General features: G+C 55.1%; 22 protein-coding genes and 1 tRNA gene. 12 read left to right on the top strand and 11 right to left on the bottom strand.

All coding sequences use genetic code 11. The features are described 5' to 3' along the window. The first annotated feature begins 167 nt into the window (after positions 1 to 167). Both ACQY7R_RS10040 and ACQY7R_RS10035 read left to right on the top strand, forming a co-directional pair. Entirely contained in the window at positions 168 to 818 is a 651-nt protein-coding gene (locus ACQY7R_RS10040) for an HNH endonuclease (RefSeq protein ID WP_428305465.1), read from the top strand. Positions 819 to 963: 145 nt separating this feature from the next. Continuing rightward, positions 964 to 2,118 (top strand): hypothetical protein, encoded by a 1,155-nt coding sequence (locus tag ACQY7R_RS10035; RefSeq protein ID WP_428305464.1) that lies wholly within the window; start codon positions 964 to 966, stop codon positions 2,116 to 2,118. A 1,367-nt stretch (positions 2,119 to 3,485) separates the two neighbouring features. On the opposite strand, the gene ACQY7R_RS10030 is transcribed toward ACQY7R_RS10035, so the two are convergent. Next, a complete protein-coding gene (locus ACQY7R_RS10030; RefSeq protein ID WP_428305463.1) occupies positions 3,486 to 4,949 on the bottom strand; it encodes a DUF6896 domain-containing protein in 1,464 nt (487 codons plus the stop codon). A gap of 67 nt (positions 4,950 to 5,016) precedes the next feature. Next, entirely contained in the window at positions 5,017 to 5,934 is a 918-nt protein-coding gene (locus tag ACQY7R_RS10025; protein WP_428305462.1) for a restriction endonuclease, read from the bottom strand. 336 nt (positions 5,935 to 6,270) lie between these two features. Here ACQY7R_RS10025 and ACQY7R_RS10020 point away from each other — a divergent pair, with 336 nt between their 5' ends. Both ACQY7R_RS10020 and ACQY7R_RS10015 read left to right on the top strand, forming a co-directional pair. Continuing rightward, positions 6,271 to 7,386 carry a hypothetical protein gene (locus ACQY7R_RS10020; RefSeq protein ID WP_428305461.1) on the top strand — a complete coding sequence of 372 codons (1,116 nt, stop codon included), beginning with the start codon at positions 6,271 to 6,273 and terminating at the stop codon, positions 7,384 to 7,386. 247 nt (positions 7,387 to 7,633) lie between these two features. Beyond that, entirely contained in the window at positions 7,634 to 8,623 is a 990-nt protein-coding gene (locus tag ACQY7R_RS10015) for a TIR domain-containing protein (RefSeq protein WP_428305460.1), read from the top strand. Between the two features lie 45 nt (positions 8,624 to 8,668). On the opposite strand, the gene ACQY7R_RS10010 is transcribed toward ACQY7R_RS10015, so the two are convergent. Together ACQY7R_RS10010 and ACQY7R_RS10005 are read right to left on the bottom strand one after the other, a co-directional pair. Further along, positions 8,669 to 11,074 carry an AAA family ATPase gene (locus ACQY7R_RS10010; RefSeq protein WP_428305459.1) on the bottom strand — a complete coding sequence of 802 codons (2,406 nt, stop codon included), beginning with the start codon at positions 11,072 to 11,074 and terminating at the stop codon, positions 8,669 to 8,671. Then, a complete protein-coding gene (locus tag ACQY7R_RS10005; RefSeq protein ID WP_428305458.1) occupies positions 11,061 to 11,258 on the bottom strand; it encodes a hypothetical protein in 198 nt (65 codons plus the stop codon). The genes ACQY7R_RS10010 and ACQY7R_RS10005 overlap by 14 nt, the downstream gene beginning before the upstream one ends. Before the next feature lie 167 nt (positions 11,259 to 11,425). Between ACQY7R_RS10005 and ACQY7R_RS10000 the strand changes: the two genes are divergently transcribed. Continuing rightward, a complete protein-coding gene (locus ACQY7R_RS10000) occupies positions 11,426 to 11,728 on the top strand; it encodes a hypothetical protein (protein ID WP_428305457.1) in 303 nt (100 codons plus the stop codon). An 81-nt stretch (positions 11,729 to 11,809) separates the two neighbouring features. Here ACQY7R_RS10000 and ACQY7R_RS09995 read toward each other — a convergent pair whose 3' ends face one another. The 3 genes from ACQY7R_RS09995 to ACQY7R_RS09985 are packed head-to-tail and all read right to left on the bottom strand — an operon-like array spanning position 11,810 to position 14,764. Then, positions 11,810 to 12,163: a hypothetical protein gene (locus ACQY7R_RS09995; RefSeq protein WP_428305456.1), complete on the bottom strand. Its 354-nt coding sequence runs from the start codon at positions 12,161 to 12,163 to the stop codon at positions 11,810 to 11,812. Positions 12,164 to 12,178: 15 nt separating this feature from the next. Next, the gene (locus tag ACQY7R_RS09990) at positions 12,179 to 12,607 is read right to left on the bottom strand and encodes a S1/P1 nuclease (RefSeq protein ID WP_428305455.1); all 429 of its coding nucleotides are present in this window, start codon (positions 12,605 to 12,607) and stop codon (positions 12,179 to 12,181) included. Positions 12,608 to 12,667: 60 nt separating this feature from the next. Further along, entirely contained in the window at positions 12,668 to 14,764 is a 2,097-nt protein-coding gene (locus ACQY7R_RS09985; RefSeq protein WP_428305454.1) for a DUF262 domain-containing protein, read from the bottom strand. Positions 14,765 to 14,877: 113 nt separating this feature from the next. Here ACQY7R_RS09985 and ACQY7R_RS09980 point away from each other — a divergent pair, with 113 nt between their 5' ends. Next, complete coding sequence (locus ACQY7R_RS09980; protein ID WP_428305453.1) at positions 14,878 to 15,654, top strand: hypothetical protein; 777 nt, start codon at positions 14,878 to 14,880, stop codon at positions 15,652 to 15,654. A 189-nt stretch (positions 15,655 to 15,843) separates the two neighbouring features. On the opposite strand, the gene ACQY7R_RS09975 is transcribed toward ACQY7R_RS09980, so the two are convergent. After that, positions 15,844 to 16,785, bottom strand: a complete 942-nt coding sequence (locus ACQY7R_RS09975) for a hypothetical protein (RefSeq protein WP_428305452.1) — start codon at positions 16,783 to 16,785, stop codon at positions 15,844 to 15,846. Positions 16,786 to 17,620: 835 nt separating this feature from the next. Between ACQY7R_RS09975 and ACQY7R_RS09970 the strand changes: the two genes are divergently transcribed. Further along, positions 17,621 to 18,598, top strand: coding sequence for a DUF932 domain-containing protein (locus tag ACQY7R_RS09970; protein ID WP_428305451.1), 978 nt, complete (start codon positions 17,621 to 17,623; stop codon positions 18,596 to 18,598). 11 nt (positions 18,599 to 18,609) lie between these two features. Here ACQY7R_RS09970 and ACQY7R_RS09965 read toward each other — a convergent pair whose 3' ends face one another. Beyond that, positions 18,610 to 18,912: a hypothetical protein gene (locus ACQY7R_RS09965; protein ID WP_428305450.1), complete on the bottom strand. Its 303-nt coding sequence runs from the start codon at positions 18,910 to 18,912 to the stop codon at positions 18,610 to 18,612. Between the two features lie 127 nt (positions 18,913 to 19,039). On the opposite strand from ACQY7R_RS09965, the gene ACQY7R_RS09960 reads away from it, so the two are divergent. The 5 genes from ACQY7R_RS09960 to ACQY7R_RS09940 all read left to right on the top strand — a co-directional run bounded on the left by ACQY7R_RS09960 (position 19,040) and on the right by ACQY7R_RS09940 (position 22,693). Beyond that, complete coding sequence (locus ACQY7R_RS09960; protein ID WP_428305449.1) at positions 19,040 to 19,579, top strand: hypothetical protein; 540 nt, start codon at positions 19,040 to 19,042, stop codon at positions 19,577 to 19,579. Positions 19,580 to 19,621: 42 nt separating this feature from the next. After that, complete coding sequence (locus tag ACQY7R_RS09955) at positions 19,622 to 20,470, top strand: RecB family exonuclease (protein WP_428305448.1); 849 nt, start codon at positions 19,622 to 19,624, stop codon at positions 20,468 to 20,470. Further along, positions 20,455 to 21,219: a hypothetical protein gene (locus tag ACQY7R_RS09950; protein ID WP_428305447.1), complete on the top strand. Its 765-nt coding sequence runs from the start codon at positions 20,455 to 20,457 to the stop codon at positions 21,217 to 21,219. Before ACQY7R_RS09955 ends, ACQY7R_RS09950 begins: the two co-directional genes overlap by 16 nt. A 68-nt stretch (positions 21,220 to 21,287) precedes the next feature. Continuing rightward, complete coding sequence (locus ACQY7R_RS09945) at positions 21,288 to 21,524, top strand: hypothetical protein (protein ID WP_428305446.1); 237 nt, start codon at positions 21,288 to 21,290, stop codon at positions 21,522 to 21,524. 119 nt (positions 21,525 to 21,643) lie between these two features. After that, positions 21,644 to 22,693, top strand: coding sequence for a helix-turn-helix transcriptional regulator (locus ACQY7R_RS09940; RefSeq protein ID WP_428305445.1), 1,050 nt, complete (start codon positions 21,644 to 21,646; stop codon positions 22,691 to 22,693). A 17-nt stretch (positions 22,694 to 22,710) separates the two neighbouring features. Here the strand turns inward: ACQY7R_RS09940 and ACQY7R_RS09935 are convergent, their stop codons facing one another. Together ACQY7R_RS09935 and ACQY7R_RS09930 are read right to left on the bottom strand one after the other, a co-directional pair. Beyond that, positions 22,711 to 24,915 (bottom strand): hypothetical protein, encoded by a 2,205-nt coding sequence (locus tag ACQY7R_RS09935; protein WP_428305444.1) that lies wholly within the window; start codon positions 24,913 to 24,915, stop codon positions 22,711 to 22,713. A gap of 188 nt (positions 24,916 to 25,103) precedes the next feature. Further along, positions 25,104 to 25,175 (bottom strand) — tRNA-Arg (locus ACQY7R_RS09930). Positions 25,176 to 25,286 lie beyond the last annotated feature (111 nt).

The following is a 25,286-nucleotide window of genomic DNA, read 5'->3' as shown; positions in this document are numbered from 1 at the left end:
CGCGTGAAATTGCCGCTTGGGTTTTCCAGGCAACTCCTTCGCTCTTCGCGGTCGATCAATACTTTTCTCGACACAATTTGGTGTATTGGGGAGCTCCCCATCTATCGAAAGCCATGGAATTGGGGGCGATTGCTTACTTCAAGCGTTCGGGGGCGGGCGGAGGCATCGTGGCTGAGGGCACCATTACCGAACTCCCGACGGAGCCAGAGAAGGTGCCGTCTCCCAGCCACCTCGGCGACGATCTCTGGATGAGTCCAGTGAAGCTCGATAAGCTCGTCGTCGGAATCACGCTCAGCGACGTTCGGCTTACGGTTGAAGACGGAATGTTACCTACCAAACAGCTTGAGTCGCTTCCAGAGCTCGCTAGCCACACACTCGTCAAGTCGCGTAACAGGACGGTGTTTTGGTTGGATCCAGAGCAAGCCTCAAGTGTTCGACGAGCTTGGCGTGGCGAGACCCCAGTGGTTCCGATCCCTGGCGAGCACTACGCGGAGGGGCGACGGCAACTCACTGAACACTACCGGATTGAACGTTGCAGCAAGCTCGTCGCCGACAAGAAGGAGGCGTTTCGTGCGTTGCATGGCAAGCTCTTTTGCGAAGTCTGTCGAGAGGACCATGTCGAGAAGTATGGGCCGGCTTGGTCTGAGCGAGTGATTGAGGCTCATCATTTGAAACCGTTGGCGAGCCTGCTTGCCCCCTGTAAGACGGAGCTGGCTGATCTCATTCTCGTTTGCCGGAACTGCCATGGGCTCGTCCATCAGGACGAGAACGCAACGAACAACCTTGAGATGCTTCGGCGGCAGTTAGCGGCGTCTTAGTCACTGAAAAGTTGAGTTGCATGACTGCCATTGTGGTGCCGCCTTCGTGCCGACTGCAAAGGTGCAAGCGTCACGCTGGCGAATCCGTTGATTGTACACTTCTTTCTCTTCTGCTGATTTTTTCAGACGTAATTGGGATACCAGCATGGCCGGAGAATCAAAAAGTTGTCGTTTAGCAGAGTTCGCGGTGGCGGGTGCAGTAGCTGCAGCAGTTGCCGTGGTGCTGTCGTTTCTCATAGGAGGATTATCGACGTCCAAACTATCTGCTGCTTCAAGTGAAGAACTTAACCAAGCGATCAATGAAGCGGAGTCAGCAAGGGAAGCCGAGGATTGGGAGTATGCCGTCGACATGACGCTTGTCGCCGCTCGAATAGATGCCTCTGATTCGCGGGTGTTCGACCTGGCGACGCAATGCGTGCGAGCTGCTTCGGGCGGCGATGACTTGGAGAAGGAATTGGCGGCCGATTTGTTCGGAAGGCTCGATGCGATGGTGTATTTTCAAAGCCCCAACCAGGTGAAGCAAGCGAGAGAAAAACTGAACAAGCTTCGAATCGACCTAGAGGGGAACGATTTCGCGGAACCTATCCCTGATGAGTTCGCTGCAGTCGACCAGTATCTAGAAATTGCAAAGAACGCTCATTTGCCAGGTACAGTGCGTAGCTATGCGATTCAGGCGACCGCCGAAGCGATTGAAGGCTTGAGCAAAAGGCAAGTCGAAGTAGCGATAGAGGGAGGCAACGTCGAAGGAGCTGACGAGCGAACCGAAAAACTGCGGCTCGCTCTGGCCGAATGCAGCAAAGACATCGCTGCCGCCGATTTCCTCAAACTAAAGCCAAGCATCGATCAGTGGCAGGCTGACTCAGAGAGCCTATCCAAATCTGTTGCGTTAGCGTCTGGTCGCGATGCTAAGCACACCGAGGAGAGCGAGCGAAAAGTCGACGCTCTTTTAGAACGAGGCATCACGCACGCCCATCAGTTGCAACCGCACATCGACAATGGATTGGAAGCCGCATTAGCACTTCAAAAGTCGGTTGAGCAGCATTTGACCTCGCTGAAGCGATTGGAGAATTGGCTTTATAACCGCCGGATCCTGGACCGAATCGCGGAGTTGGGTGAGAGTAGTCTTTCATGTCAGGAGCAGTTGAAGAAGCTCTCCGATGTGAAAGACGAGCAACTTTCAGAATACGTCCTATCTCGTTTCGAAGCGGCATGGGCGACGAACATGGATGGACTCGAATCGGACGATGGTCGGGTCGAGGCGACGAAAATGCGGATTCTGAAAACAGAGTGGAAGGAGTAGATAGATGAAGCACGCACTCGAACTTTTTGTCGCAGTCGTTAGCCTGTTCTCGATAGCGTCGCCGTACTGCTACTCATACGACGCCACGCCTGCGTCGAGGTCATTTATTCAGCACCCGGTTAACCACCCCGTGGAGCTTCGCTCAAGGGGCGTGTGGACTACTCGGACTGGGGCTTGGGGGGAATCGCTGGTTGAGCAGTCGCTACGTCTCCACGGTTTCAACGACATACGCGAATTTAAGCATGGAGGCGGGAACGGAATCGACCGAATTGCAATTCGCCGAGGTGCTAATGGGCGAATGGCGGATGTTAAGGTTGTTGAGGTTAAAACCGTACGATCGAGCGGTCCGCGGCTCGGACTGACTAGATACGGCGGAACTCAAATGTCAGAAGCTTGGCTGGCCGAAAACGTTAGACACATGAGACGATCGCTCGATCCTGCGAATAAGCAGCTTGCTTCAGAAATTAGCCGTTTCATCAGAGGTCGTCCGATCGAGTCCATTGGAGAAGTCGTTCATGTCGATACTAGACGCTTGATGTTGTCGACCTACTCTGCAGATGGACGATCTTTGCGGAGAACGCAGTCCATCCCGACCGTGCTGAGCGGCGTGGCAAAAAGCCGAGACGATGTCGCACGTTCCTGGGCGATCACCGAACGGCCGAAACTTGCGGTGATCCAGACCACATCGATGGGCGGCTGGATAGCGGCAAGGCCCCTGTTGTCTAACGTGCGGAGTTCGGTGCGGGGAGGCACCGGCGTGGCCACCATCGCTTCCAATGGGGGGCTTGAAGCCAGCCGAGGCGGTATCGTTGGGACGGTGATGAGACGTTCGGTCGGACGTGTTGTTCTTGTGGTCTCGATCGCGGTTGACGCGAAGGAGTTGTGGGATATCGACTCTGACTACAGGCGGGGAGCGATCTCTAGCCGGATGCGTAATAGACGCGTCGTAAACCGCCTGGGAGGAATGACTGGAGCATCGGCGGGAGCTTCCGCAGGATTTGCTGCCGGGGCTTACGTTGGTGCGTTTGGCGGGCCCGCAGCATGGGCGACAGTGCCTGCCGGAGCGTTCACTGGGTCGGTGATCGGAGGGGTCGGCGGGTATTTCGGTGGACGTACGCTCGCAGAAGCAGGAGCTAGTGTTTGGTACGCATCGATCGATGAGCCCGTGCGAGTGAAGCTTGACCAGACCCTATTCGAGGGAAGCCCTCCACCGCTGGCGAACTAAGGTGTTCGAGCCGCTATCTAGGAATAAGCCGGTGATGATGGACGAAGCAGCTCGAAGATAGTTTGCATCACTACCTAACCCGATGAAACGACGGCACGCTGCTCGTTTCGTGAGGTTGAGCTCTGAGTCACTGGCGTTGGTGTTAGCTTAGTGTGTTTCGAAGCGGATAAATTCGGTCGTGGAGCTTTGCCATTTCCCAACTGATGGTGTCGTCGCTCTGCTCAAGGGCCATTTCATCGACCGTCCGGTAGGCACCCTCTCTCGGTGGAGGCGGGTTCCTCGTTTCCCAGTCCAGCACCGCTTGGCGACCTTCGGGGAAATGAGTTTGCATCAACGCTGAACGGCATTCCATCGTCTGGTAGTGATCGTTGCTCTCCCGGATGGCCGCCAAAAGTTCTGAGCGACTCCACGGCTGATCGATGATGGCCAGCACCGCTGCTGCAGTGATCCTGTTACAAGGAATCTCTGACCGAAGCGACCTTCGGAACGTGCTCACCGCTAACTCGGGAAAATATTCCAACGTCAGAATGGCGAGGTCCCCAAGGCAATGCGAACTAATCGTGGGAATAATCTTGGCGATTTTTCCAGGCCGACCGTGCCGCAGGAGAATCGTGACGGCGGCATGCCACAAATGCGGATTGGGAGGCGGGCCGTTAGGATCAAGTCGACTCAGCAGTCGCTCCAGCGGTACGCACCACTCCGGATCGCTAAGCTGAGCGATCACCTTGAGGGCAGCCGAACTCGCTGATGAGGGTTTGGCGTTCAACACCTGAGCGAGGATTCTTGTCAGGTCCGGACTGCCAACTGCGTGGAGTGCCAGTAGAGCGTCTGCCTGGAACTTGGTGCCGGACTTCACATGCTCAAGCAACTCGGCGTTGCGTTGTTTGATGAGGGCGGCTTTCTGCTCGGCGATTTCTTCCAGCTGTACTCTTTCCACCAATTCGTCGAGTAGCAACCAGTCGCCGACGGCGGCTGCTAGCTGCACTTGAACCGAGGGATCATGCCAATTCTGTTCAAGCTTTTGAAGCAGATCTGACAGCGGGACGTAATCAAAAGTCAGCCTGAACGCATTGCTTTCCGGAAACCGCTCAATCAGCCCCCGCTCTGCTAACTGACTAATCGCCAGTCGAATCGCTTCAATTCCTGGGTGCAGAGTTTTCAGCCGCTCTTCTACGAAGCCTGGTGATTTTAGTGAGTGCAGGTAGGTCGTGTAGAAAAACTCGTCGAACCAGTCAGCCGTTTCATCATAGAAGTCAACGTCAATCGACTCGCCGGTCTGGCGATGGCTTAAGCAGCACCCTCGCCCATGAAAGTAGTACTCCCACTCAATTAGACCTGGAACCACCCCGTGCTGCGGAATCTCTGGATGACCGAAAGCTCCGGCTTCGGCCAACGCCTCTTCATCACCCTGTAGATGGTTTCGCATCGTGTCGGCGACAAACTGTTGCCGAGTTCGATGCTTGATTAGCCCTAGCAGCGTCCAGGACTCCCAAGGAGTCAACCCGATCGGTTCGGCGAGCCATCGCTTCCAGCTGCTACTGTCAGCACCTCTCTGGACCTCGATCTCAGTCAATCGGCGGTGCAATTCACCAATGATGGGTGGCACGGTAATGTGAGCTCCAGTGCGGCGACTCAATCAAGGTGGTTGGCTGACCTAGGCCTCTTACAATCGGCTAAGACTGTTCGTCAAAGAAATCCTGAGAGAGATCGACGAGTACATAGGTTCGGCGAGCCGCAACGCCGACCCGATGTTCGATCATCAGTTGAGCAAGCTGGACGCCGTCGATGAGCACGACCTTCTTGCCCTCGATGCGATTGACGTAATCGTGGGCGTCTTGGCTATATCTCCCCGTCGTGATGACGACTCCCTTACGGCTGCGGTGCATGTCCATGCTGCCAACGAAGCCTTGGACTACTGGGCGGCCGACGGTTCCTTCCCATCGCTTTGCTTGCACGCAGACCGTATCTAGCCCCAGCTTGTCTTCGTGAATTAGTCCATCAATGCCGCCGTCCCCTGAGGCTGGAGTGATTAGGCTGCCGCCGTGAACCCCGCCGTAGCCCATCGCGGCGAGCAATGTCAGAACGACTTTCTCGAAAAAGTACGGAGAGGAGCGTTTCAGCGTCTCCAGCAGATCGCTCGCGACTTGATCATTAAGCTCGCGGTAGGCCGCCTCCATAACCTCGTCAGGGGTTAAACTGGCGACTGTCTCCGCATTCGGCGATGGCCCCTCCCCTGCCCCCTCGTCTTTCTTAGCCGTTCTCCACTCGCGAAACTCTGGGAATCGATCGAGAACCTGCTGGTTGACCTGCTGAAGGTTTTCATTCAGAACGCTCCGCCCTCGGTCGCTGAGCAACATTAGCCCGCGTTCGGGGGACTCGATAAGTCCAGCTTTCTTCAGGTACGTGCGAGCCCAACCTACACGGTTAGCAAGGACGCGTTGCCCGCTGGGGAGTAGCTCGCTCCGCTGCTCGTCGTTTAACGTGAGAGCGTCGGCCAAGCGGTCGATCAGGTCGCTGATACGGTGAGGTTTCCCATCGGCAATTGCCGTTAAGAAGGGAAGCATGAACTCTTGGTAGTTTGGAAGGCTCATGGCCTTAAGATACTCACTAGTTAATCGCTGGAAAACGCCGCTAATCCCTAATAGCCGGCACCTTAATAAGCAGCCTGCTTGGAGCTTTCGACGCCGGTTTCGCCACCATACATCAACATTCCTAGTTCCCGTCGGATCTGATAAAAGATACTCCGAAATTGAGGGAAAGTTTTTTCGATAACGACAATCTAGTGGTCAGCAAGTCTGATGCGTCTGTCCAAATGGTGCTAACCACATAACGCTGGACGGAACAGTTGGACTTCACAAACCGATTGCGGTCATGGGCGAATCGTTCAGTAGGGTTCCAAGAAGTTAGCACTCCAGCGGAGCTCCTAGATGCGTTGGCACGTCGCCCTTCTCCTTACGGCCTTCACGCTTTCGAGTGGCGTTGCCGACGGTGCCATCACATTCCTCCCCGGACACTATTACGCATCAAACTACAACTCCAGCATCATTACGCAGTTCGACGCAGATTCAACGCCCATAGCGTCGGTTAACCTTGGCCGTGAAGTTCGAGGAATTGCGTTCGGACCAGACGGACTACTGTACGCCGTCACCCGTCCGCAGAGCTTTGGGTTTGAAGTCTTGGCGATCGATGGGCAAGGAGCGATTAAAGCCGCTTACGGAGCGGATGCCCCCTACCTCGGTGGGAATCTCTCCAGTGGAAAGATTTCAGTTGGTAACAGCCATGTCTACGTTGCAGGCGGAAGCATGGTAACAAGATTTCAGATCGGCAATCCTGCTTCAGCAACGAAATTCTACGAATCGAACAAGGTATTCGACGTCGAAGTGCTGCCATCAGGTAATTTGCTCGTCGGCTCGGGGAATGAGGTCCTTGAGCTAACGGCAGACGGGGAAGCGATACGCAGTATTGGACGTTCGCACTTCTCTGGCGTCCGGGGCGTCGAATTCGACCCAGTAACAAATAAAGTGTTCGTCGCTCACTGGGGAAGCACCGGCTTATACGAGCAGGTTGCGAGAGTGGATTGGCTAACGGGAACTTTGGAAAAAGTCGTCACTCTCCACCATCCCGACGATCTCTTCATCACGAGTGAGGGAGAGCTACTGGTCGGGTCCGGGTCGCAGATCCCTCGTTTCGTTAGTCAAAACCTACACGAGGGACGAAGCCTCGGTGGTTTTCCGAATACATTTGTGACGCAATACACGATTCCTGAGCCCGCCGCTGAGCTGATGCTTATCTTGGGGGCCATTGCGATGCTCGCCACTCACACCTTCTGCAGAGTTGAACGCCCAGTCAACCTCCGCAGATCGACTAGGGCGGACGTCCGGAGTCCGGTTTTTCAGCCCGAGAAAGAAATCGCGGTTTCTCTGGAAAATCCATTCCAAAATGGGCAGGGTTTCCTCGGAAACGGTGTATGTAACTATAGAGACCGAGATGCTCCAGGACCGGGTGAATCACTCGATAAGTACTGCCGCGAGGAGGAAGATTAGGACTTTGAGAACAGGCTAGGTCTCCCGAGGGAGGCACCAATGATTGCTTTCGTGAAGCGAATCGTTATCCGATTCAAGCTGGTCATCATCATCAAGATGAGCTGAGTAATGACAGGTATGGGCGTAACGCTCATGCCTGTTTTTTTGCTCGCCGTGCGGTGTTAACCTTGCTACGAGCTCGCCAATCGGGCACATTTGCTCCGAATCGGTCCGCACTTCCGATCAGTCCCCAGGCACTTAATCGGCTATGAGCGAATCTTCGGCAATCGACATCTTCGTGAGCCACAGTTCTCGTGATGCGGAGCTGGCGAAAGCTCTCGTGGAGCTTTTCCGCAGAGCGTACAACCTCCCCTCAGCCAAGATTCGCTGCACGAGCGTCGCCGGCTACAAACTTCCGGCCGGTGCTGATACGAATGAGCAGCTCCGACGCGAAACCGTCGAAGCGAGAGCTCTTGTCGGCATCATTACTGAGGTGAGTCGGGACTCAGCGTATGTCCTCTTCGAACTCGGAGCACGTTGGGGAGCAAAGAAATATTTAGTTCCGCTCTTAGGAGCCGGCCACGGTCCTGAAGTCCTAGCCGGCCCTCTCACAGGCTTGAATGCTCTTTCCTGTTCGCGTGATGACCTACTTCAGTTGGTCAGAAACATAGCGACTGAGCTTGGATACGAATTGGAGCCGGCCGAATCCTACTCCGGGCTCGTGGACGCCGTCGTAAGGGTCAGCGATGAGCTTGCAGTGCAACGCGGTCTCGAAACGCCCGAAGATGCGGCTGAGGACAACTCATCGGAAATCAGTGACCCTGATTGCGACTATCTGCGGGAGATGAGTCGCCCTCGAAACAATGGACGAATCGGCGGCAGCATCGATGACTGGGAAGGCCGTGAGGCGGCGGAAGCTAAAGCAACGCTCTCCCGCCTACGCGATTTGAACCTCGTCGATTACAAAGGCGATTTCTACGAACTCACCAATCTAGGCTGGCTCCTAGCGGACCAATTGTGGCATCTCAAAATTCTTGATGCACTTCCATCCTCCGGCTCTGTTAAGCACGACGAGCTGAAAGACACGGTCGAACTATCCGACGGCGTTTCGGAGTATGAAGAGCTGGAGCGGCTGCTTACGCTGCTTGAAACTGAGGGCCTCGTAAAAATATCCAAGACACGCGGCCCGTGGCACGTGAGAATCACGATGGAAGGCCTGACTCAGCGGAAGCATCGCACGCTCAAACTAAAGCGGTAGCGGCCGTCGGAGCGGTTATAGGTCTCCGCTCCAACGGCCAACTGACTACTTCTGCCAATCGAGAGAAAGCGTCCCGCACTTGCAGGAGATTTTCTTCGTGGCTGGCACGTACCGTTGCTCTGATGCGGTCGTGTTGCAACCGTTGCATCGAAAGAGCCCGTGCAGCTCATCGATGTCAGCGAGAACCAAGTCCAAGTCTTCGGAACTCAGCTTCTCCAGATTATCGTGAGAGCCAAAGTTGGCGATGAAGGCTGAACCCTCGAGCTTCGGGAAAATAGCATGCGACTTTAGCTGCGTGCATTTTCGCTTATCCAGCGTCGACTTCAATTCGGGCAGCAACTCACCTGGCATACGCTTATCGTTCACTTCATTGGGACGATAGGCGACTTTGACCCCGAGCTGCTGACATAGTTCTTTTAGAACGTTCTCAAGCAGTTTCCGAAGGTCGTTCTCGATATCTACGCCTGGCAGCTTTCTCTTCTTCTCCACGAGCTCTCGGAACGTAGCATGGGTCTCATCAAGCATGGAGCCGTTGGGAGCATCCCAGGTGACTTCCTTTAGGAGCCATCCGTGCGGAGCCATTTCGCGGCGAATGATTTCAAACCACAGGTACTCGTGAGTGAGCAAAATAATCTGCCAGTCGGAGAACTCGTCCTGGAGTAGCCGCAGCAGTCGCCGACGATGACCGATGTCGAAGCTGCTGACAATGTCGTCGAGGACGAAGAATTTGCTCGTCTTGTTGAAGAGCTTCACCGAAGCCAGAAACAGAGCAATTCCGAGGCTGTTGAGATGCGATTCGCTCAGGTACTTCATTGGCGGATGCACCTTCTCTCCGTGGAAGGTGTAGTGAAATTCAACGCCCTCATCGCCAACGATTGAAAGGTGCACCCCTTCGGTGTTCTCCGAGGGATGCATCGCACTGTAGAACTTCCCAATGTCCGATGACATTACATCCAAAGCATTCTGCATCGCTTCGGATTGGACTTTTAGGAACTCCTCGAGCGTCGTTTCAAGAGAAGTGATTTGCGTTTCAACGCTGCTGATGATTGCCGAGTCGTCTTGGTGTCCCTTGTAGTGCGAACGAATTCCGTCAATCTTCTTTAGTAGCTCAACGATGGCGGTCTCTTCATGGGTGAGCTTCTCTTTCTCTTCAGCTTCGTCGACGGTTTTCTTCTCGGCGACTAGGGCCGCTCGAACGGCCTTCTCGGCCTTTGTCAATGCGGCACTCTCGACAATAGATTCGTAGGAGGTGAAGGACATCGGCACCGCGGTGGTGTGCTCCTTCAAGGCCTTAGCAAAGTCCACCAGCTCTTTCACGAAAGTGTCAGAGCAAACTCCTTTAGGCCCTAACGTGTTCAGCTCGCCGCAAACTCGCTCGACGTCCTTCAACGCCTGAACGAATAGCGTCATGGCGTCTTTCGCGGCCTGCTGCTTTGCCTGCGTCTTCTCAAGCTGCCGAATCCTAGCGTCAACGCTCTCGCCAACCTTTGCCAAATCAACCTTCGTGAGGCAGAACGGGCACTCTTCGGACGATTCATCCTCAGCTATAATCTCTTTGCCCTTGCGAAGGAAATCACCGAGCTTGATTTCCTTCAGCTGCTCAACGCTCTCAATTAAAGTCTCATACTTCGGCGTGAAATCATCACGACGAAGATTTAGAGCTTCTAGCTCTTCGATGAGCGACGCGAGCTTCTTAGAAAGTCCCTGGAGCAGCAGCTTACGCTTTGCCTTCTCTTCTTGCTTGATTCTCGCGTTCAGCGTTGCTTCGGCCTTCAGGACAGCTTCCGAAGTTTCTTCCTCAAGCTTCACATCTAGCTCTTCGAGCAACGTTCTCAGACGGCCGTAGTACGCCTGGTCGGTGGTGACAATTTCACCGGCGAGCGAGAGGAGCTCTGCTCGATGATTCTCGATTCTTCCTTTTGCACTCGTGTATTCGAGTGTGTTTCTTATTCCTCCAAGCGTCGCTAGAATCACGTCCCGGAACGCAATCACTGCGTCGTATCCCATGATTTCAGCGACAAATCGCCGTTTGTCGCCTTTGCTCATCGAGACAAACTGCGTGAGCTCTTGGTGCCGAAGAATGAGCCGTTCATTTCCGGCGTCGATAAGATAGTTTTTCAGCTCCTCTGACGCCGGCGTCAACTTAGCGGCGAGTTTGTCTGTAAGGGTGCGAGTTCCGGCGGGAGGACCGTTCCGAAACTCAATCGCGACCGACGACTTGTCGCCGGCTGCGAGATGAACGTTCCTCAGAGAGTGCGATTTGCAGTCTTCTCTCCAGAGGTGGTCCACCTTGTTACTGAAGAACCACTCGATAGCATCGGTGATGGAGCTTTTGCCGGTGCCGTTATCGCCAAAGATGGCGACGCTTTTCGTGTTCGCCGTTAAGTCCAGACTCATGTCCGTCTTAACGCCGCGAAACCCAACGAGGTTGATTTTCTTAAGCTTCGTCACTGCTATTGTCTCCACTACGGGCAATCTGCAATTCTTTGAGCAATCCCATTTTGGTCACTTTCCCTTTGGCTCGGAGACGCGTGATACACCCCAGCGTTCCCGCGTCGACCTTCGGATTGCTTGCGATGGCGATCAGGAAGTCTTTCACAACCTGGTCGCCGGATTTAATTTCTGCATCAGACATTACTGGCGTTCTCCATGAGTAGTCGAGTGACGTTTGTCGAAAGACGAGATTTCACGGAATCGGCCATTGGCCTGATTCGCCGTGAAATGATAGGAATATACTTTATATGTTTGCGGGATGTGAGCATCCCTTACCCATTTTTGGGGTCAAAACTTATCTACATCGGAATGAGCGAATCCTCGCAGCACACAATCTCCAAACGGCTGCGAGGCCACCTCTCCGGGCAATCAAAAAACGTCGGCATCAGCAACTACGCTCGGCGAACCAGCGTCTGGTTCACTTATCTCTCGCTCGAAGTGCTCTCCGTGATGGGAAGCCGCAACGTTCGCGAATGGGAAACGTTTTTCCTGTCCGACTTTGCACGCCTTCACGGCTCCTACCCAATTTGCAACGGGCAAGCGGGGATGGAGTATCCCGAATCGTTGCTTCCGACGGCGGCAATTTCGGTCGCCTGGGAAACGTTTCAGTGAAGGCAATGAGATTACTAGAGGAGCTCCGGCCGCGAAGGTTCGCGGGCGTGGAAAGAAAAGTTCCAAGAAATCTTGGGGCGTTCACGTCACCATGCGTTCGATGGCTTTCATCGAAGGCCGGCGAGGAGTTTCTGCGTCGTGCTGTTCGTCAGTGCGAGTGGTGACGGTCGACGAATCGACGACGCCAAGCTTCGAGTAATCCTCCGGCGACCACGGCTTGATGTACTGCCATTCGGTCGGAACCGGGTCGAAGGGAATGATTGGACCCACTGGTGCGAGGAATTTGTTGAGTTCGGCAGGGGTGTAAACGTCTTGATAACATCCAACGGAGCGGACCAGGTAAACGCCGTGGAGTCCGTTCTGCTCGTTTGTGACCGCCATGCTCGGGAATTCAGGCGTGGCGTCCCCTTCGGGCGTCGATAGGCAATGCTTCACTCCCTGAGCGACGTTCTATTTCTCTGCGGTGAGCGGCGTGGGGTAATCGCTTGCTAGGTTGACGCCGATGAGTGGTCGAGCTTCGCCGACGGAGAGTGGAAAGTTGACGTAGTGCCACTTCGGGTGATCGTAGACCTGGCGATCTTCGGGACGAAATCCCCGAGCCAAGTCGGGCCAGACCGCCGCTTGCTGAAAGATCCACCTGTTCTCGTCGACATCGGCCGGCAGCTGGCGAGCGAAGTCGTTGTCGAAGCGGGGATGTCGTCGAAGAATCGCCACGATGTCGTGCCGTTGGTCATCGTCAAGCTGTTGCCAAGCGATATCGGCGATGACTTTGTGGCCGAGTGCGTTCCACGCACAGGCTTCCTTCGTGGGAAGCACGCAGGCGATCCACCAACAGGCTAAAACCGCCCAGGCCTGCTGCTTCAAAGTCATTTTATTCATGAGTGCCAGCTGAATCCTCTTCGGCCGCTGATAACGCGTGTCGCTGCACATCATGGTCGCTCACGAAGAGGCCAGCTTGAGTGACTGTCGAACTAACGGTAAGGCATGCTCGATATCGGACACATGCTTTAAGTTCACTATGACGCCGCCGTCGTAGTTCGAATAGAAGAGGAACTTCGTGTCGCTGGAGTCCGCTGCCACTCCGTGCGGGTCCTCGATCTCATTGAAATTTAGTGGCAGCGATAGGACAAGTCGCCGCTTGCGAGGCAATACCTCGAGGAAGAAATCTCCTGCGTGGTAGCTGATCGACTTCTTGTCAGCCAATTCCAGGATATTGGCGTCGAGTTCCTTTATCTGTGGGCTTAGTACGTCGAACAGTATGCGAGCTTCGGTCGACATTGATACTTTTCCAACGTCGCGTTTCGCAGCAAGCTCCTTCAAATCGGCTTGGCGAGCCGCCTCGATCGACGCCTGGTCGACATCTAGCTCCGGCCAGATGCTCAAACACCGCTTGGCAAGTGTCTTTCCTCGTTTGCTTATTTCCGCCTCAGTCCACTCGTTCTGCTCCCGAACGTACTTATTGAGGCGAACTGAACTTTCTTCGAAGCCGCCTGTAACAGATTTCTTGTCTTGGAACGAGCGATCCGAGTAAGTGCTGTTGTAACCCGTCAACGTAAGATTCCCGAGACGGTGGAGCCATGTCTTTTGGATTGCTTTCCAGTCGTCCCCCAGCATTGCCTGCCAGTCTTTGGAAAGCTTGGCGTTTTGCGGCATGATATGTTCGATCGAGTAGCCGCTGGTATCTGTCAGTTCCTTGGAGCCATGATTCTCCAATCGCTCCAGAAGGTACCCGCAGACGCGGAGCCCGTAGATGTCACGTTGCTCAAGCTCTCGCTGAAACTCTTCATTACCAGGAAAACGTGAGCTGTCGTTTTGCCGACTGAGTCCTACCTTGAGCGACTCCAGCGGCTCTGAGTCGTTGATACGATACGCTAGATTTGCGAAGACTAGCCAATAGCCACGAGTCTGTTCGCCAAGGATCGCTCGACGGAGAATGTAGCTCTCAACTAATCTGAGGGCCTCTCGGAACTCCTCAACGGCGAGAGTCTTCGTGCGGTCGTAGCAATCGAACAGTCGCATAATTAACGTACTGGGAACGTCGACGAGCCGTCGAAGTCGACCAAGGTCGTCTGCCAGCTGAGGGAATTGGCCGCTGCCGATGCTGAATGCAGCGTGGTATCGGGCGAGGCGTAGCATATCGGCTAGTAGCGGCTCCAATCCCCCTGCCAGATTGCGTAGCACAGAGAAATTGCGACGGAAGCCTTGGTAGATGTCTTTCGCCTTCTCTTGCTTGCTGGCCTGGGTTCGCAAGGCGAGGTAGTCACGCACGAACGAGTCGAACTTGTTTTCAGAACCGCGGAATAATCCTTCGATCTTGCTCCAGTAGGACTCGTAGAGTTCGGTCTGCTCCTTCTCCGACAATCTCATGAGAAGGAAATTGCGTATGAGGTCGGACTGACTCAGATCCATACCTGTGGAATTGAGGCTCTCGAAGACGAGCTGTGGGTCATCGCTTCCGCGGTCCAGCGTCACGTCGACGACCACAAGGCGTCCAATTCCACGATACACGACTTCGGGATCAGCCTCGGCGAGTAATTCCCGGAAGTAGTCGTAATTGTCCTTCAGACGCTCTGAAGGATCGGCAGGCAAATCGACTCCATCGATCATCGCTTCTAGGGTCGCCTGATCATGTCGACGCAGCACCAGTTTGTGGTGGCGGTCTCCATCTTCTTCGGCGTTTTTGAGAAAGTAGGCGTCAAGCTTTTTGGCAGTTGGACCGTCGGCACTTCCCTTCCATCCAGCTTCATCGATGTGGTCGCGAAGTGCGATCATTAGCAGCGTCAGCGTCGTCAGCCGCTGCTGGCCATCGATCAGCAACCAGCGAGTAAAGCCTGCGGATGTATCGCCTGTGGCGACATATACCAGAGAACCGAGAAAATGGCCCACAGACTCCTGACTGTCCGCAATGCTGATGATATCGTTCCAGAGTTGTTCGCATTGAGCTTCAGTCCAACTGTAGTCACGCTGAAACACGGGAATCACGAACTGCATGGTGCCGTTGATGATCTTCGTAAATGGGCGGTCAAGGGCTTTCATGATTTAAGGAATGTCTCCAAACTAGATCGACATCAATGCAGCACTAGAAACCGGAACGCTGCCAAGTTTTCTCGCTCGTTATTTTCACGTCAAGATGTTGAACGGGAGCAAATATGGCCACAGCATATGGACTTGACTTGGCGGGCTACTACGGTGGGAAAACAGCCTTAGCGAAAGCAACGAATACTGGGGACGTTATCTCAGTTACTGTGTATGGGAAGCATGCCTTCAACACGAAAAGAGAAGGCTGGAACGAACTAGATAAGTTTATTGGTGAGGAAAGGAAGCTCATTGATCAACTCAAGCCACTTTACGTCGATGTACCGCTTGATCTTCAGGAACTACCGCGTCCAACAAACCCACAGCATGTATGGCAGCTAACTAAGCGTCCAGTCGACTACGCGTTTGATGGGTTGCCCCCGATCGCAGATAAGCTGGGAGCTCCCGTCGCAAGGATGCTTAACATTCTCGAGGGTTCTCTGGACTCGTTAGGGGAGACGCTCTTTGAAACCTACCCCAGGGCATCCTTGTATCCAATGCTCGGATACTTTGCGAAATATAAAAGCAAGAGAGCCGAGATAGTTGGTGGTCGCTGGCAGGGTGACGACTTAGCGGATGTTCTTAATAGCCTAAATGTTGAGGCCGATGAGGGGGTACAGGTAAATGACGACGAGTTTGATGCGGCAATCTGTGCAATCACAGGCGTGCTCGGAAGCGAAATGACTTTGAGCGGTGATTCTTTGGATGCTAAGATTCGTGAGCGAGTATTTAAGAAATGCAGCAATTGCGGTGTTTCGGCCGAAGTGCTGAAAGGCCCCCAAGGTTATGTGCTTATTGGCACGAAGCTTGAAGGAATACGCGTCGAAATCGAACTGCAATCGCGTTTTTGATAACAACCAGTCGGCTAACAACAGCCGAGGGAATGTCGGGCCTGAGGTTGCGAATACAGGGAGCAGCTATGACCGATTTATGGTTGGCCTCAGCGATGGAGTTGGCTCGTTCTGCGACCGGGGTTTGCGACAAAAGTTAGGGGAGCCTTACGTTATTTGGTCATGCTTGAGTAGCGAGCTCGCCACCCTTCATTCGACAACGTGTTTAGGCCCGACGGTAAGTTTGATTGCATCGGCTGGGCATGTATTCTCGAACCATCGAATCAGCTGGCAATTAGCTGCTTTTGCTTTCTCGTTGTAGTAGTTGGCTAGCCACAGGTACTTGGATGCAAGCTTCTCATCTTTGGCTTCTGCGTGGCCTAGTTCAATAACATGCCGAACTAGCTCTAAATACTCGCTGAAACTTATTTCGTCGAAGGCGTATCGGAGTATGCGGTGTCCTTCCTCATTCACTTCCTCTGCACTGCTAATGGCATCCTTACGAATTAGTCCAGGATGCAACACATCGAGGTGATAGAGGCCGTCAGCGTCCTGTCGAAAATAGTCAAGCAGCGTGCCGTTTGCCAATGGAAATGCCCGAGCGGCGTTTGACTCGTACAGAACCTCCAGGTGACTGCGTAGACGGTTAGACATCAGGATTCGTGGATAAACCGCAGTTTCATCTTCAAGCAAGTAGGTCTCGATGAGACCTGGTCCAAGGGCAATCTGCGGTGCAATGTTCGGCGGATCTGCCTGTGTTAAGGCATTGGGGGGCTTTACCCATGATTTATCCCAGTACATTCCCGAAATCGTAATCGCCCCGCGAACGAGAACTTTCTGGCGAAGCAGTCGGTCATGAAGTCTCCGAACTGAGGCTAGAAGCCATGAAAGCAATCTGCTTTGCACTGGAATAAATAAGCAAATTGAGTCGGAGAATGCGTGCACCTGAAGCTGCCATGACAGTTCCTCGCCGCTCGCAAAGTCTTTCGCTTCTCCGTAGAAGGGGCTTAGGTTTTTCGCCTCGTTAAGGGCGGAAATAAGATTTTGGAGCACTTCCGGCTTTGTTTCGCATGCCTTTACTAAAGACTTCATGCCCATGATATCTACGAATGCAACGTAGCATGCCGTGAAATCCGATGTGTGGTCTGTCATGCGTTGTTTCCTTTGCCTCATCAGCAGGAGATATGTAGGCTCTCGGGATTTAGTGTACAGCTAGGACGGGGGGTCGTGTTCAATTGCGGCAATGATGACGACAGGCTCTTGGTTTATCCCATACCAATCGTCAAGACGTACGGCTGCTTCGTGGCGGAAATTCGAATGGCCTGCTCCTGATGCACGTGGAGGCGGAGCTCGCGACCCGCATCTCTGTCGCTCTTGATACGGAAGACGCGACTGCAAGCCTCATTAGCAGCTCCCTAGTTTTTATCGAGTGCCTGCAGCGGACGACGGGTTCAGGTGCAATAGCGATTTTGGCCGATGACATCGTTCGAGATGCGAATAAGCTGTGCGTGCACCCTGCATAGCCATTAACAAGGTGCGTGTGAAGGTCGAAGACACCCGTCAGTACCTCTCCGCCGCCGACAATTGTGCGTCGCTACGAACAGTATTGCCTGTGATGACTCGGGAATTGAAGAGTCGTCGGTAGGCAATTCACGAGAATCCCAGCCGTTGCCGTCTTTATCGTAAAGTAATCGGACGATATTTTAAACTTGTCAAACCGAACCGCCGGCTCGTAGCTGCCACGCTCCAGCTTGCGTCTGCCAAGCGGTGAGCAGTGTGCTGGCTTTTCCAGATTAGGGATTATGTGAGCCGATCGACTCCGCCAATCGGCAAATGTGCTACTCACCCGACTCCACCGTGGTCTTAAGTTCGTGCCTCGGGTAATGCCGCTCCCTATTCCTCGTGTGGCATTCCGTTAGCGAACGAGCGTCGTTTTGCCGAGGACCGGGTAGGTAGACTGGAAAGCTTTTTGCACCTGGAGATGGATATGGCTCACGATATCGCCAGCGTTAATGGTAAGACCTCGATGGCTTACTTCGGCGAGGTTCCCTGGCATCGGCTCGGAACGAAGCTTGATGAGCCGGCTACCGCCGCCGAAGCCATCGCCGCTGCCGGACTGGACTACGAGGTGGCTCTTCAATCGCTTTGGACCTCCGATGGCGATCCCGTCGGGATGCGGCAAGCTGTCGTCCGGTGTGACAACAGTGAAGTTTTAGGAGTCGTGGGCAGAGGCTACCAGCCGATTCAAAATTTCGAGTGCTTCGGCTTTCTAGATTCTGTCGTCGCTGACGGGAAGTTGAGGTATCACACGGCCGGAGCTTTGGGGAGAGGCGAGCGGATTTGGATGCTCGCTAAGCTTCCTGGAGAGATTCGCATTCGCGGTTCAGAAGATGTCACGGAAAAATACCTTCTCCTGTCCAATAGTCACGACGGGACGTCGGCTCTCCGAGTCTTCTTCACGCCGATCCGCGTGGTCTGTGCCAATACGCTTGCCATAGCAGAGCGAAGAAGCCGCAAAGGAGGGGTCTCGATTGCCCACAAGGGAGACATCGGAGCGAAAGTAAAAGAGGCTCGGGAAATCCTCGGATTCGCCAACCAGTTCTACGATCATCTCGAAATCCAGCTCGATCGACTCGCGGCATATCACCCCACGCGTCAGCAGCTACAGAACTACTTCGAGATGCTCTACCCAGACCCGCTGCCAACGGCTAGTTCGCGAACGCGGAACGTTCGTGGAACTCTCATGCAGCTTTTCGAGTCGGGGGCAGGGCAAGAGATTCAGGCTACAAAGAGGTCGGCATGGTCCGCGTTCAACGCCGTAGCTGAGTACGTCGATCATCACCGAGCCACTCGCGGCGGAACGAAGGAAGCTAAAGCAAGCCGGCGATTCCAGTCAGCTTGGTTCGGAGCCGGAGTTCGACGAAAAGCGGAGGCTTGGAAGCAAGCACTAGCGATGCTTAATTGAAAGTGCTGATACTAGGTGCGAGGAAGTCGATAACGCCGAGTTTGGCGGCCTTTGTAGATGTGGTAGCCTTCGTCCACCCATTGATTCTGTCGAGCATACTCCTCAAGGACATCGCGGAAGAGTTTGCTGCTATCCTCGCCGGTGCCAAACTGCTCATCCCACTCTTTCTTTCGAGGCCACGAGCCGAGAATAGAACTCCCTGCTATTGAGAGATAAACGATGCTTTTGCCGAAGGCGTAGCTTTCAATCGTTTCGCACAAGTCGTCGTAAAGGTCGATGAATTCATCATGGAGTTTCTTCAGTTTAATTGACAACAGAGCAGTAGGCCATCTGTGCTCGTAGGAGATTGCTCTGCATCTGCTACGAAGCACTCTGAGCGTGTGCCCTTGACTACAAGGGTAGTTGAATCAGTGGATTCATCGCCTACACCGGGGTACCAAAATGCTTAAAGTCAACGTCGGTCTCAGTCGCAAACTCTCTCGCGATTTCAACAGTACCGGCTTCAGCGTCAACATTGAAGGCGAAGTCTTCGCGGATGTGAGCGATGCCGAAGCGACTCTCGTTCGCATCCAGGAGTTCTATGACGTCGCGGAAGAGTCCCTGGCTCGTCAAATTGAACGTTACGAGAGTGATACGGCGATTGCCTCACGAGACGAACCCGTCGCAACGCCAAGCCCGCCAGCTCAGCCGCCGCAGCGGCAAGCCCTGAACTCCTCGACTCCCACACAACCGAAGCCGTCAGCGAAGCCTCAACCGCCGCAGAGAGCAAGCTCAGCAACAACTGCGTCGGCGACGAATAAGCAGATTCAGTTCTTGCTCAATCTCGGTAAGCGACATGGGCTCGCAACGCCCAAGCTCGAAGAGCGGATTGCCGAGGTTTTAGGTCGACGCGTTGGTCTCTACGAACTCTCCAAGCGGGAGGCGGGCACCGTCCTCGATTCGTTCACGGCCGACAGCAAGCCGGCGGCCATCCGCCGCTAGGGGCTGTTTCGGATCGCAGGACCGTTTTTTCAGGGAGGGACCATGTTCGCCGAACGTCGGCATTGGAGCTTCAGTGCCATTAACCAGTATCTTCGCTGTCCGCTGCAGTATTATTTCGAGCGAGTGCTGAAGCTACCGCAGCCTACACTCAGCAGCGGCTTGGTTCTCGGCTCAGCGGTACATGCCGCTCTGGCAGACTATCACTCGAATCTGCAACGGGGAACGCCGACGACCATCGACAAACTGCAGCGAATTCTCATGGAGTATTGGACTACGCGGGAGGCCGAACGGCCGATCCAGTACAAATCCGGCGAGAACCGAGTGGTGCAGCTGGCGGTCGGCATCGGTTTGCTGGAGACATATCTCAGGGAACCGCCGCCGATCGGAATTGTTGGCGTTGAGCAACGTTTGTTCGTGCCTCTGGTAAACAGCAGCGGCGAATACCTTGAAACTCCACTCGCGGCAGTTGTCGACCTCCTGACTCGGGACGACGGGCGACTCAAAGTTCGTGAGTTCAAGACTTCAGGTCGGGCCTACGGCGGCATGGAGGTTGATACCTCATTGCAGGCGACCTCGTACGTCAACGCCGTCTGGCAGGCGTACGGCGAATGGGCTGATGTGGAATACAGCATCCTGATCAAGACCAAGTCGCCGAAGCTACAGCGATTGACGACGACACGCAACGAATCGGACGTTGGCCGACTAGGGGATATTGTCGAGAACGTCGAACGAGCGGTCGACGAGAAGATCTTCTTCCCCATCGAGTCACCGCTGAACTGTTCAACGTGTCCGTTCCGCCAACCCTGTCTCCAGTGGAAGCCTCCACGGAATGCGATGCCCGCACTGGAGCTCTCCCGCCTGAATGGACATGCCGCATGCTCACCGAACTGAGAGGCAAAGGGGGCCGCATCTGTCAGTCCGCCCTCGATGGCACGCTTCGCTGCCCTTTGATCGTTCGGCCAACGAGCGAAGATGTTGTCACCGGCAACTTGTTTGGTTCGCTAGGGGCGATCAACCCTCGATGGTGGCTGCCGGCACTGCTCAACCAAGGGCTCAAGACGGACCGATTTCGCACGCAAGTTTATCGCAACTTCAAAATCGAACTTTGGAAGAAGCAGCCAGCGATGCCTAGGCATCTTGTCCCATGGGAAGAAGGGCAGACCGAAGTCGACGTGGCAATCTCTTGGGGGAATCCGGCGACGACCGTGTTTCTGGAGATGAAGTTTCGCAGTGATTTGTCAGCGAACACCTCGCACAACTCAGGGGCAGATGGTTTTCCGGCTGACCAATTGATTCGCAACGCTCGGATTGGCCTTTGGCGATCAGGCTGGTACGAGGAATCGAGGCTCTTCGCAGCTCAGCGGAGGGATTTTGCGTTGCTGCTAGTCAATGGTACGGGGACGCACCCGCTTGTCGAAGCCTACCGCGATACGATCCGACTGCGGCGGGCAATCCCTAAGAGCCACTTGCTGCCATCGCTTCCACGCTCGCCGTTCGTCGGCTGCTTGGGGTACGCCGAGATTGCCGAAACGCTTAAACGGCAACGCCAGTGGATGCAACGATCCGAGCAACTTCTCGTCGACCAACTCGCCGAGTATCTCGAGTACAAGCTTGGGCAGATGAACGCACCCGTAGGTTGACTCCAAGCGGGAGGATCGCTTCGTGAGAGTACTAAGCATGTCCCCTGCCCTCACTTAAGGAGCCTTGCATGAGCACTCAAACGAAGCAGCGTCCGGTCCACGAAATCCGCCTCGGAGCGGTGAAAGCGACCATCTGGCCGAATGAGACGGCCAACGGAATGCGTCATAACGTCACCTTTGCACGTCTGTACAAGGACGGCGACGACCAGTGGCGGCAGACTGAAAGCTTCGGTCGCGACGACCTGCCGCTCCTCGCCAAAGTGGCGGATCAGGCCCACGACTGGATTTTCAACAATCCAGCCTAGGGGCTGCGGTTTGCGGGATGAACGGCGTCATGGAAGGCGTCGTTCATCGCCCTGACCCACCGTCGTCACAGTGATAGACGACACTAGCTGCTGACCCATCCAGGCTCGCAGCAATTAACATGGCCAAGAAAAAATCGTCGTCCAGCAGATCCATCCCTCCCGGCCGTACCTCGCCGATCCCTGCTCGCCCCGATCGTGATCGTCGCGTCCGCCAGAACGACCGCATTGCTCGCGTCTTGGGAGTCCTTTTACTTCTCCAGTCCCGCGGTCGTTGGAACGCCCGAGCAATCGCCGATGAACTTGGCGTCTCTGAGAGAACGGTGTACCGGGACCTAGAAGTGCTCGAATTCGCCGGCGTCCCCTGGTACTTCGACGAGGCCGAACTCTGCTATCGTCTGCGGTCGGATATCAGATTTCCGACGCTCGCTCTCAGCGATGACGAAGCTTGGGGGCAAGTCGTCGCAACAGCCCTCTCGAAGGCTCCGGGAATGGTCGGGGCTGGAGCGGGGCCAACCACCCGCAAGCTCGCCGCCAGCTCCAAGCCAGCGACTCAGCAGCTGATGGCGGACGCCGGGAAGCTAATCGAAGTATTCAGCCTTCAACTGGCGGACCACAGCCAGCATCAAGAGACCATCCGCACTGTGCAGCAGTCGCTCCTGCAGCGGAAGTGCCTCACCGGCGTCTACGATAGTCCGCACGAGACGGCACCCCGGAAGCTCTGCATCCATCCCTATAGGCTCTGCCTAGTAAAAGCAGCCTGGTACGTCGTGGGACGAATTGACGGCGAGGACTCGACGAAGACGTTTCGCATCGCCCGCTTTAAGTCGTTGCGGCTGTTGCAAGAAGCTGCTGAAGTGCCGACCGACTTCAGTCTCCGCGAATATTTTGGGAATGCCTGGGCGGTGTTTCGTGGGGAGAAGACATATGACGTGGAGCTTCGCTTCATCCCTGCCGCGGCGAGACTCGTGGCTGAGACCAACTGGCACCACTCGCAGCGTATGAAGCCTCATCGCGATGGATCAGTGACGTTGCAGTTTACTGTCGATGGCATCGACGAAATCCTTCACTGGCTACTCGCCTGGGCAGGAAGAGTCGAAGTACTGCAGCCGGCGGAACTCAAAGAGCGTTTCGTCGAAAAACTTCAGCAAGCGATTACTCAGAATTCTTGAGGCAGAACTTTGCCCTATCAGTCGCGTCGGAGTTGATCTCCAGGCGACTCCCAAAGCAACCAGTGACGCTTCTCCGCCCAGCCCGTGAACACCTTGCCTCCGCTGCTCTCGGGAGGATGCCCTAGCAAGGCAACGTCGAGGCCGGCCATCGCTCGACCAAAGCGAATCTGAAACTCCTGCGGCTGTGTCGCGAACTGCTCAGCAGCCCACTCTCGGAACGATGAGCGATCGTCAGCGGATGCGAAGGAGAGGAAAAACAGCATCTGCCGCCAGGCATACGCAGCCTGCTTCACTTTGATGAGCTTGGCATGCCATTCGAGGTTTGGACGCTGAAGTTCTTCGCAAACCCAGCGAAGGCACTCCTGAGCCATTGGCAGCAACTGCCCTTGAAGCGTGCGTTGAAGATCAAGGGCGGCGAACAGCTGGGCGAGGTTCTGCGTGGTGAGGATTTGTTGCTGCTCGATGAGCATGCCGCTGATTGCTGGCTGCCAACTCCCATAACTAACGCCAGCCCGTTTCGAGCAGATATCGATCAGCGTCGGTTCGCTACTAGGCGGCGACGCGTACGTCCTCAGTTGATTGAACAAGCCACGACGTTCTTCTTTCCGCGGCTCCTGGCTCTTGAGGAGCTCATCACAGTCGATGTCGTAGTAGAGGGCGTAGATCGTTCCGCGGAGGATGTTCGATGCTTGATGAACGGACCTCACGAACGTTCCGGAGAATCGCCCCATGAAGATGTCAGCGGCCAACTCGTCAACGAGTGGGAGATCGAGGCCGGCTGTTTTGACCAACGCACGCAACTCCTGGAGGAGTTTGTTGGGCAAAATGGCCTGCGGGAATGACGAGAGAGTCAGCGAGGCGATTTCCTGCAGCGTCTGCTGAGCGACCGTTTGCGTCGACTGATTCTCCGAGCGGAGACGTTCGATGGCTGCGACCCAAGGGAGCTCTTCCAACCGCACTTGGCTTTGGAGGTCAAGCAGAAGTAGCGAGCGGCGACGCCGAAACGCCCGGTAGATGGCAGCATACAACGAACGAAGGTGCGGGTCGGCAATGCCGGCAGAGCGAACTCCCGACGTCAGCTGTGGCAGCACCTTCGCGAGCGATTCGCCCGAAGTGATGAGCCCCTTCTGAATCAGTACGTCGATCGTGTCCCAAAGAGCTTGCTCAATCTTGCGACGAATCGTTTCCGGCAACGGGGTCTCTGCTGGGACGTTGCAGTGAGCGGACTCGTCGAGCGTCAGTGGTTTGGTGATCGGAGCGAGAACTTCGATGCCGCCATTCGTCGGATAGCCCTTGAGGCGGGGCAGCACGGCAGCGGCAATCTGGTGAAATAGCGGCGTGCGGGCCTGATTGGCTTGTTGCTGACGGACTTTCTGGCAACGTTCGGAATCTGGCCAACCTCGCTTAGCATGGTAGCGGGCAAGGGCCACGCGAATTCGTCCGACGTCCCGTCCTTGAAGTGAGTGGTGATTGACGACGCAGCGTTGAAGAAGCGGCAGCAGTTGTGCAAGGCTCGACTTGCGGTGAGTTGATCGTTGGCTGTGGCGGTGGCTCTGCCGAAGCCGCTCGATCTGCTTGAGCAGCGATCTGCCACGCTCCGCCCAGTCAGCAGCGAACTGGCGGCAAGGCCAACCGCCCTCGACGGACCAATGCTCGCCGGCGAACTGTGGAGCAGCCGTTAATGTTGGACGCGGCCCATCGACTGTTTCCAGGAATAAGGCGATGACTTGATCGTAGAGGGGCGTCCAAACCTCAAGCGTCTCCTGTTGAGCCAGTAGGCCTGGCTTCGCTGAGATGCTTTGGAGCTTGCTGATCGTCTGCCCCACGCTCTGCACGAAAACCCGTTGCCCCACCCGTCGCGGCGAGTCCACAAACTCAGGGAAGAATCTGAGTTTGTCGAAGAACGGCAAGAGCTCATCAACGAGTTGACGTGCGGCGTCCGTCTGACCGTCTCTGGCGAGCCAAGCGATTGCAGCCAAGGCTCCTTCTTCCGGAACGTTGATCAGGTAACTCCCCGAATCAAGCCGTTCTGAGAGTTCGGCGAGCCCATGCTCCGACAAAAAGTAGGTATTGAGTGCCCAGCGGCTTCCCCCCGAAGCTGATAGATGTAGTCGCTGTTGAAGCTGACGTTCGTATTCCGTCAGCGGACCGCCGGCCATCACGTCGCCGGTCGCAAAACCGCCTGTGACAACTTCCGGGGTCACCCAAGCTGGCGTTGACAAAAGTGGTGTGCGAGAGCCAACCGCCAATGAGCCGTCGATCATGCCTTGAAGCACAGCCGCCCATTTCTGAGCCTTCTGCAGACTCCGCTGGCGAGTCGCTGAATCAGCGTGCTCTTCAGCCGTCGTCAACGCTTTCGCGAGCTGCAGCGAGGCATAACCTGGATTCGCGGCGTACGAGCTGTTGAGAGGTCCGGAGGCTGGACTTGAACCAGCACCTTCTCGGTCCGAAGCCGAGCGTTCTCCCATTGAACTACTCCGGAACAATTGCAAACGGATAAGACAAAGGCAAATAGCTAGTCGATGGCGTAAAGATACCCTGCCAACCCTCGCGGAGACCAGAGGACTCTTCAATCGAAATCGGAGGGAGGCCC

The organism is Lacipirellula sp. (assembly GCF_965279485.1).
Classification (GTDB): domain Bacteria; phylum Planctomycetota; class Planctomycetia; order Pirellulales; family Lacipirellulaceae; genus Lacipirellula.
This window is presented reverse-complemented; position numbering and strand designations above follow the sequence as displayed.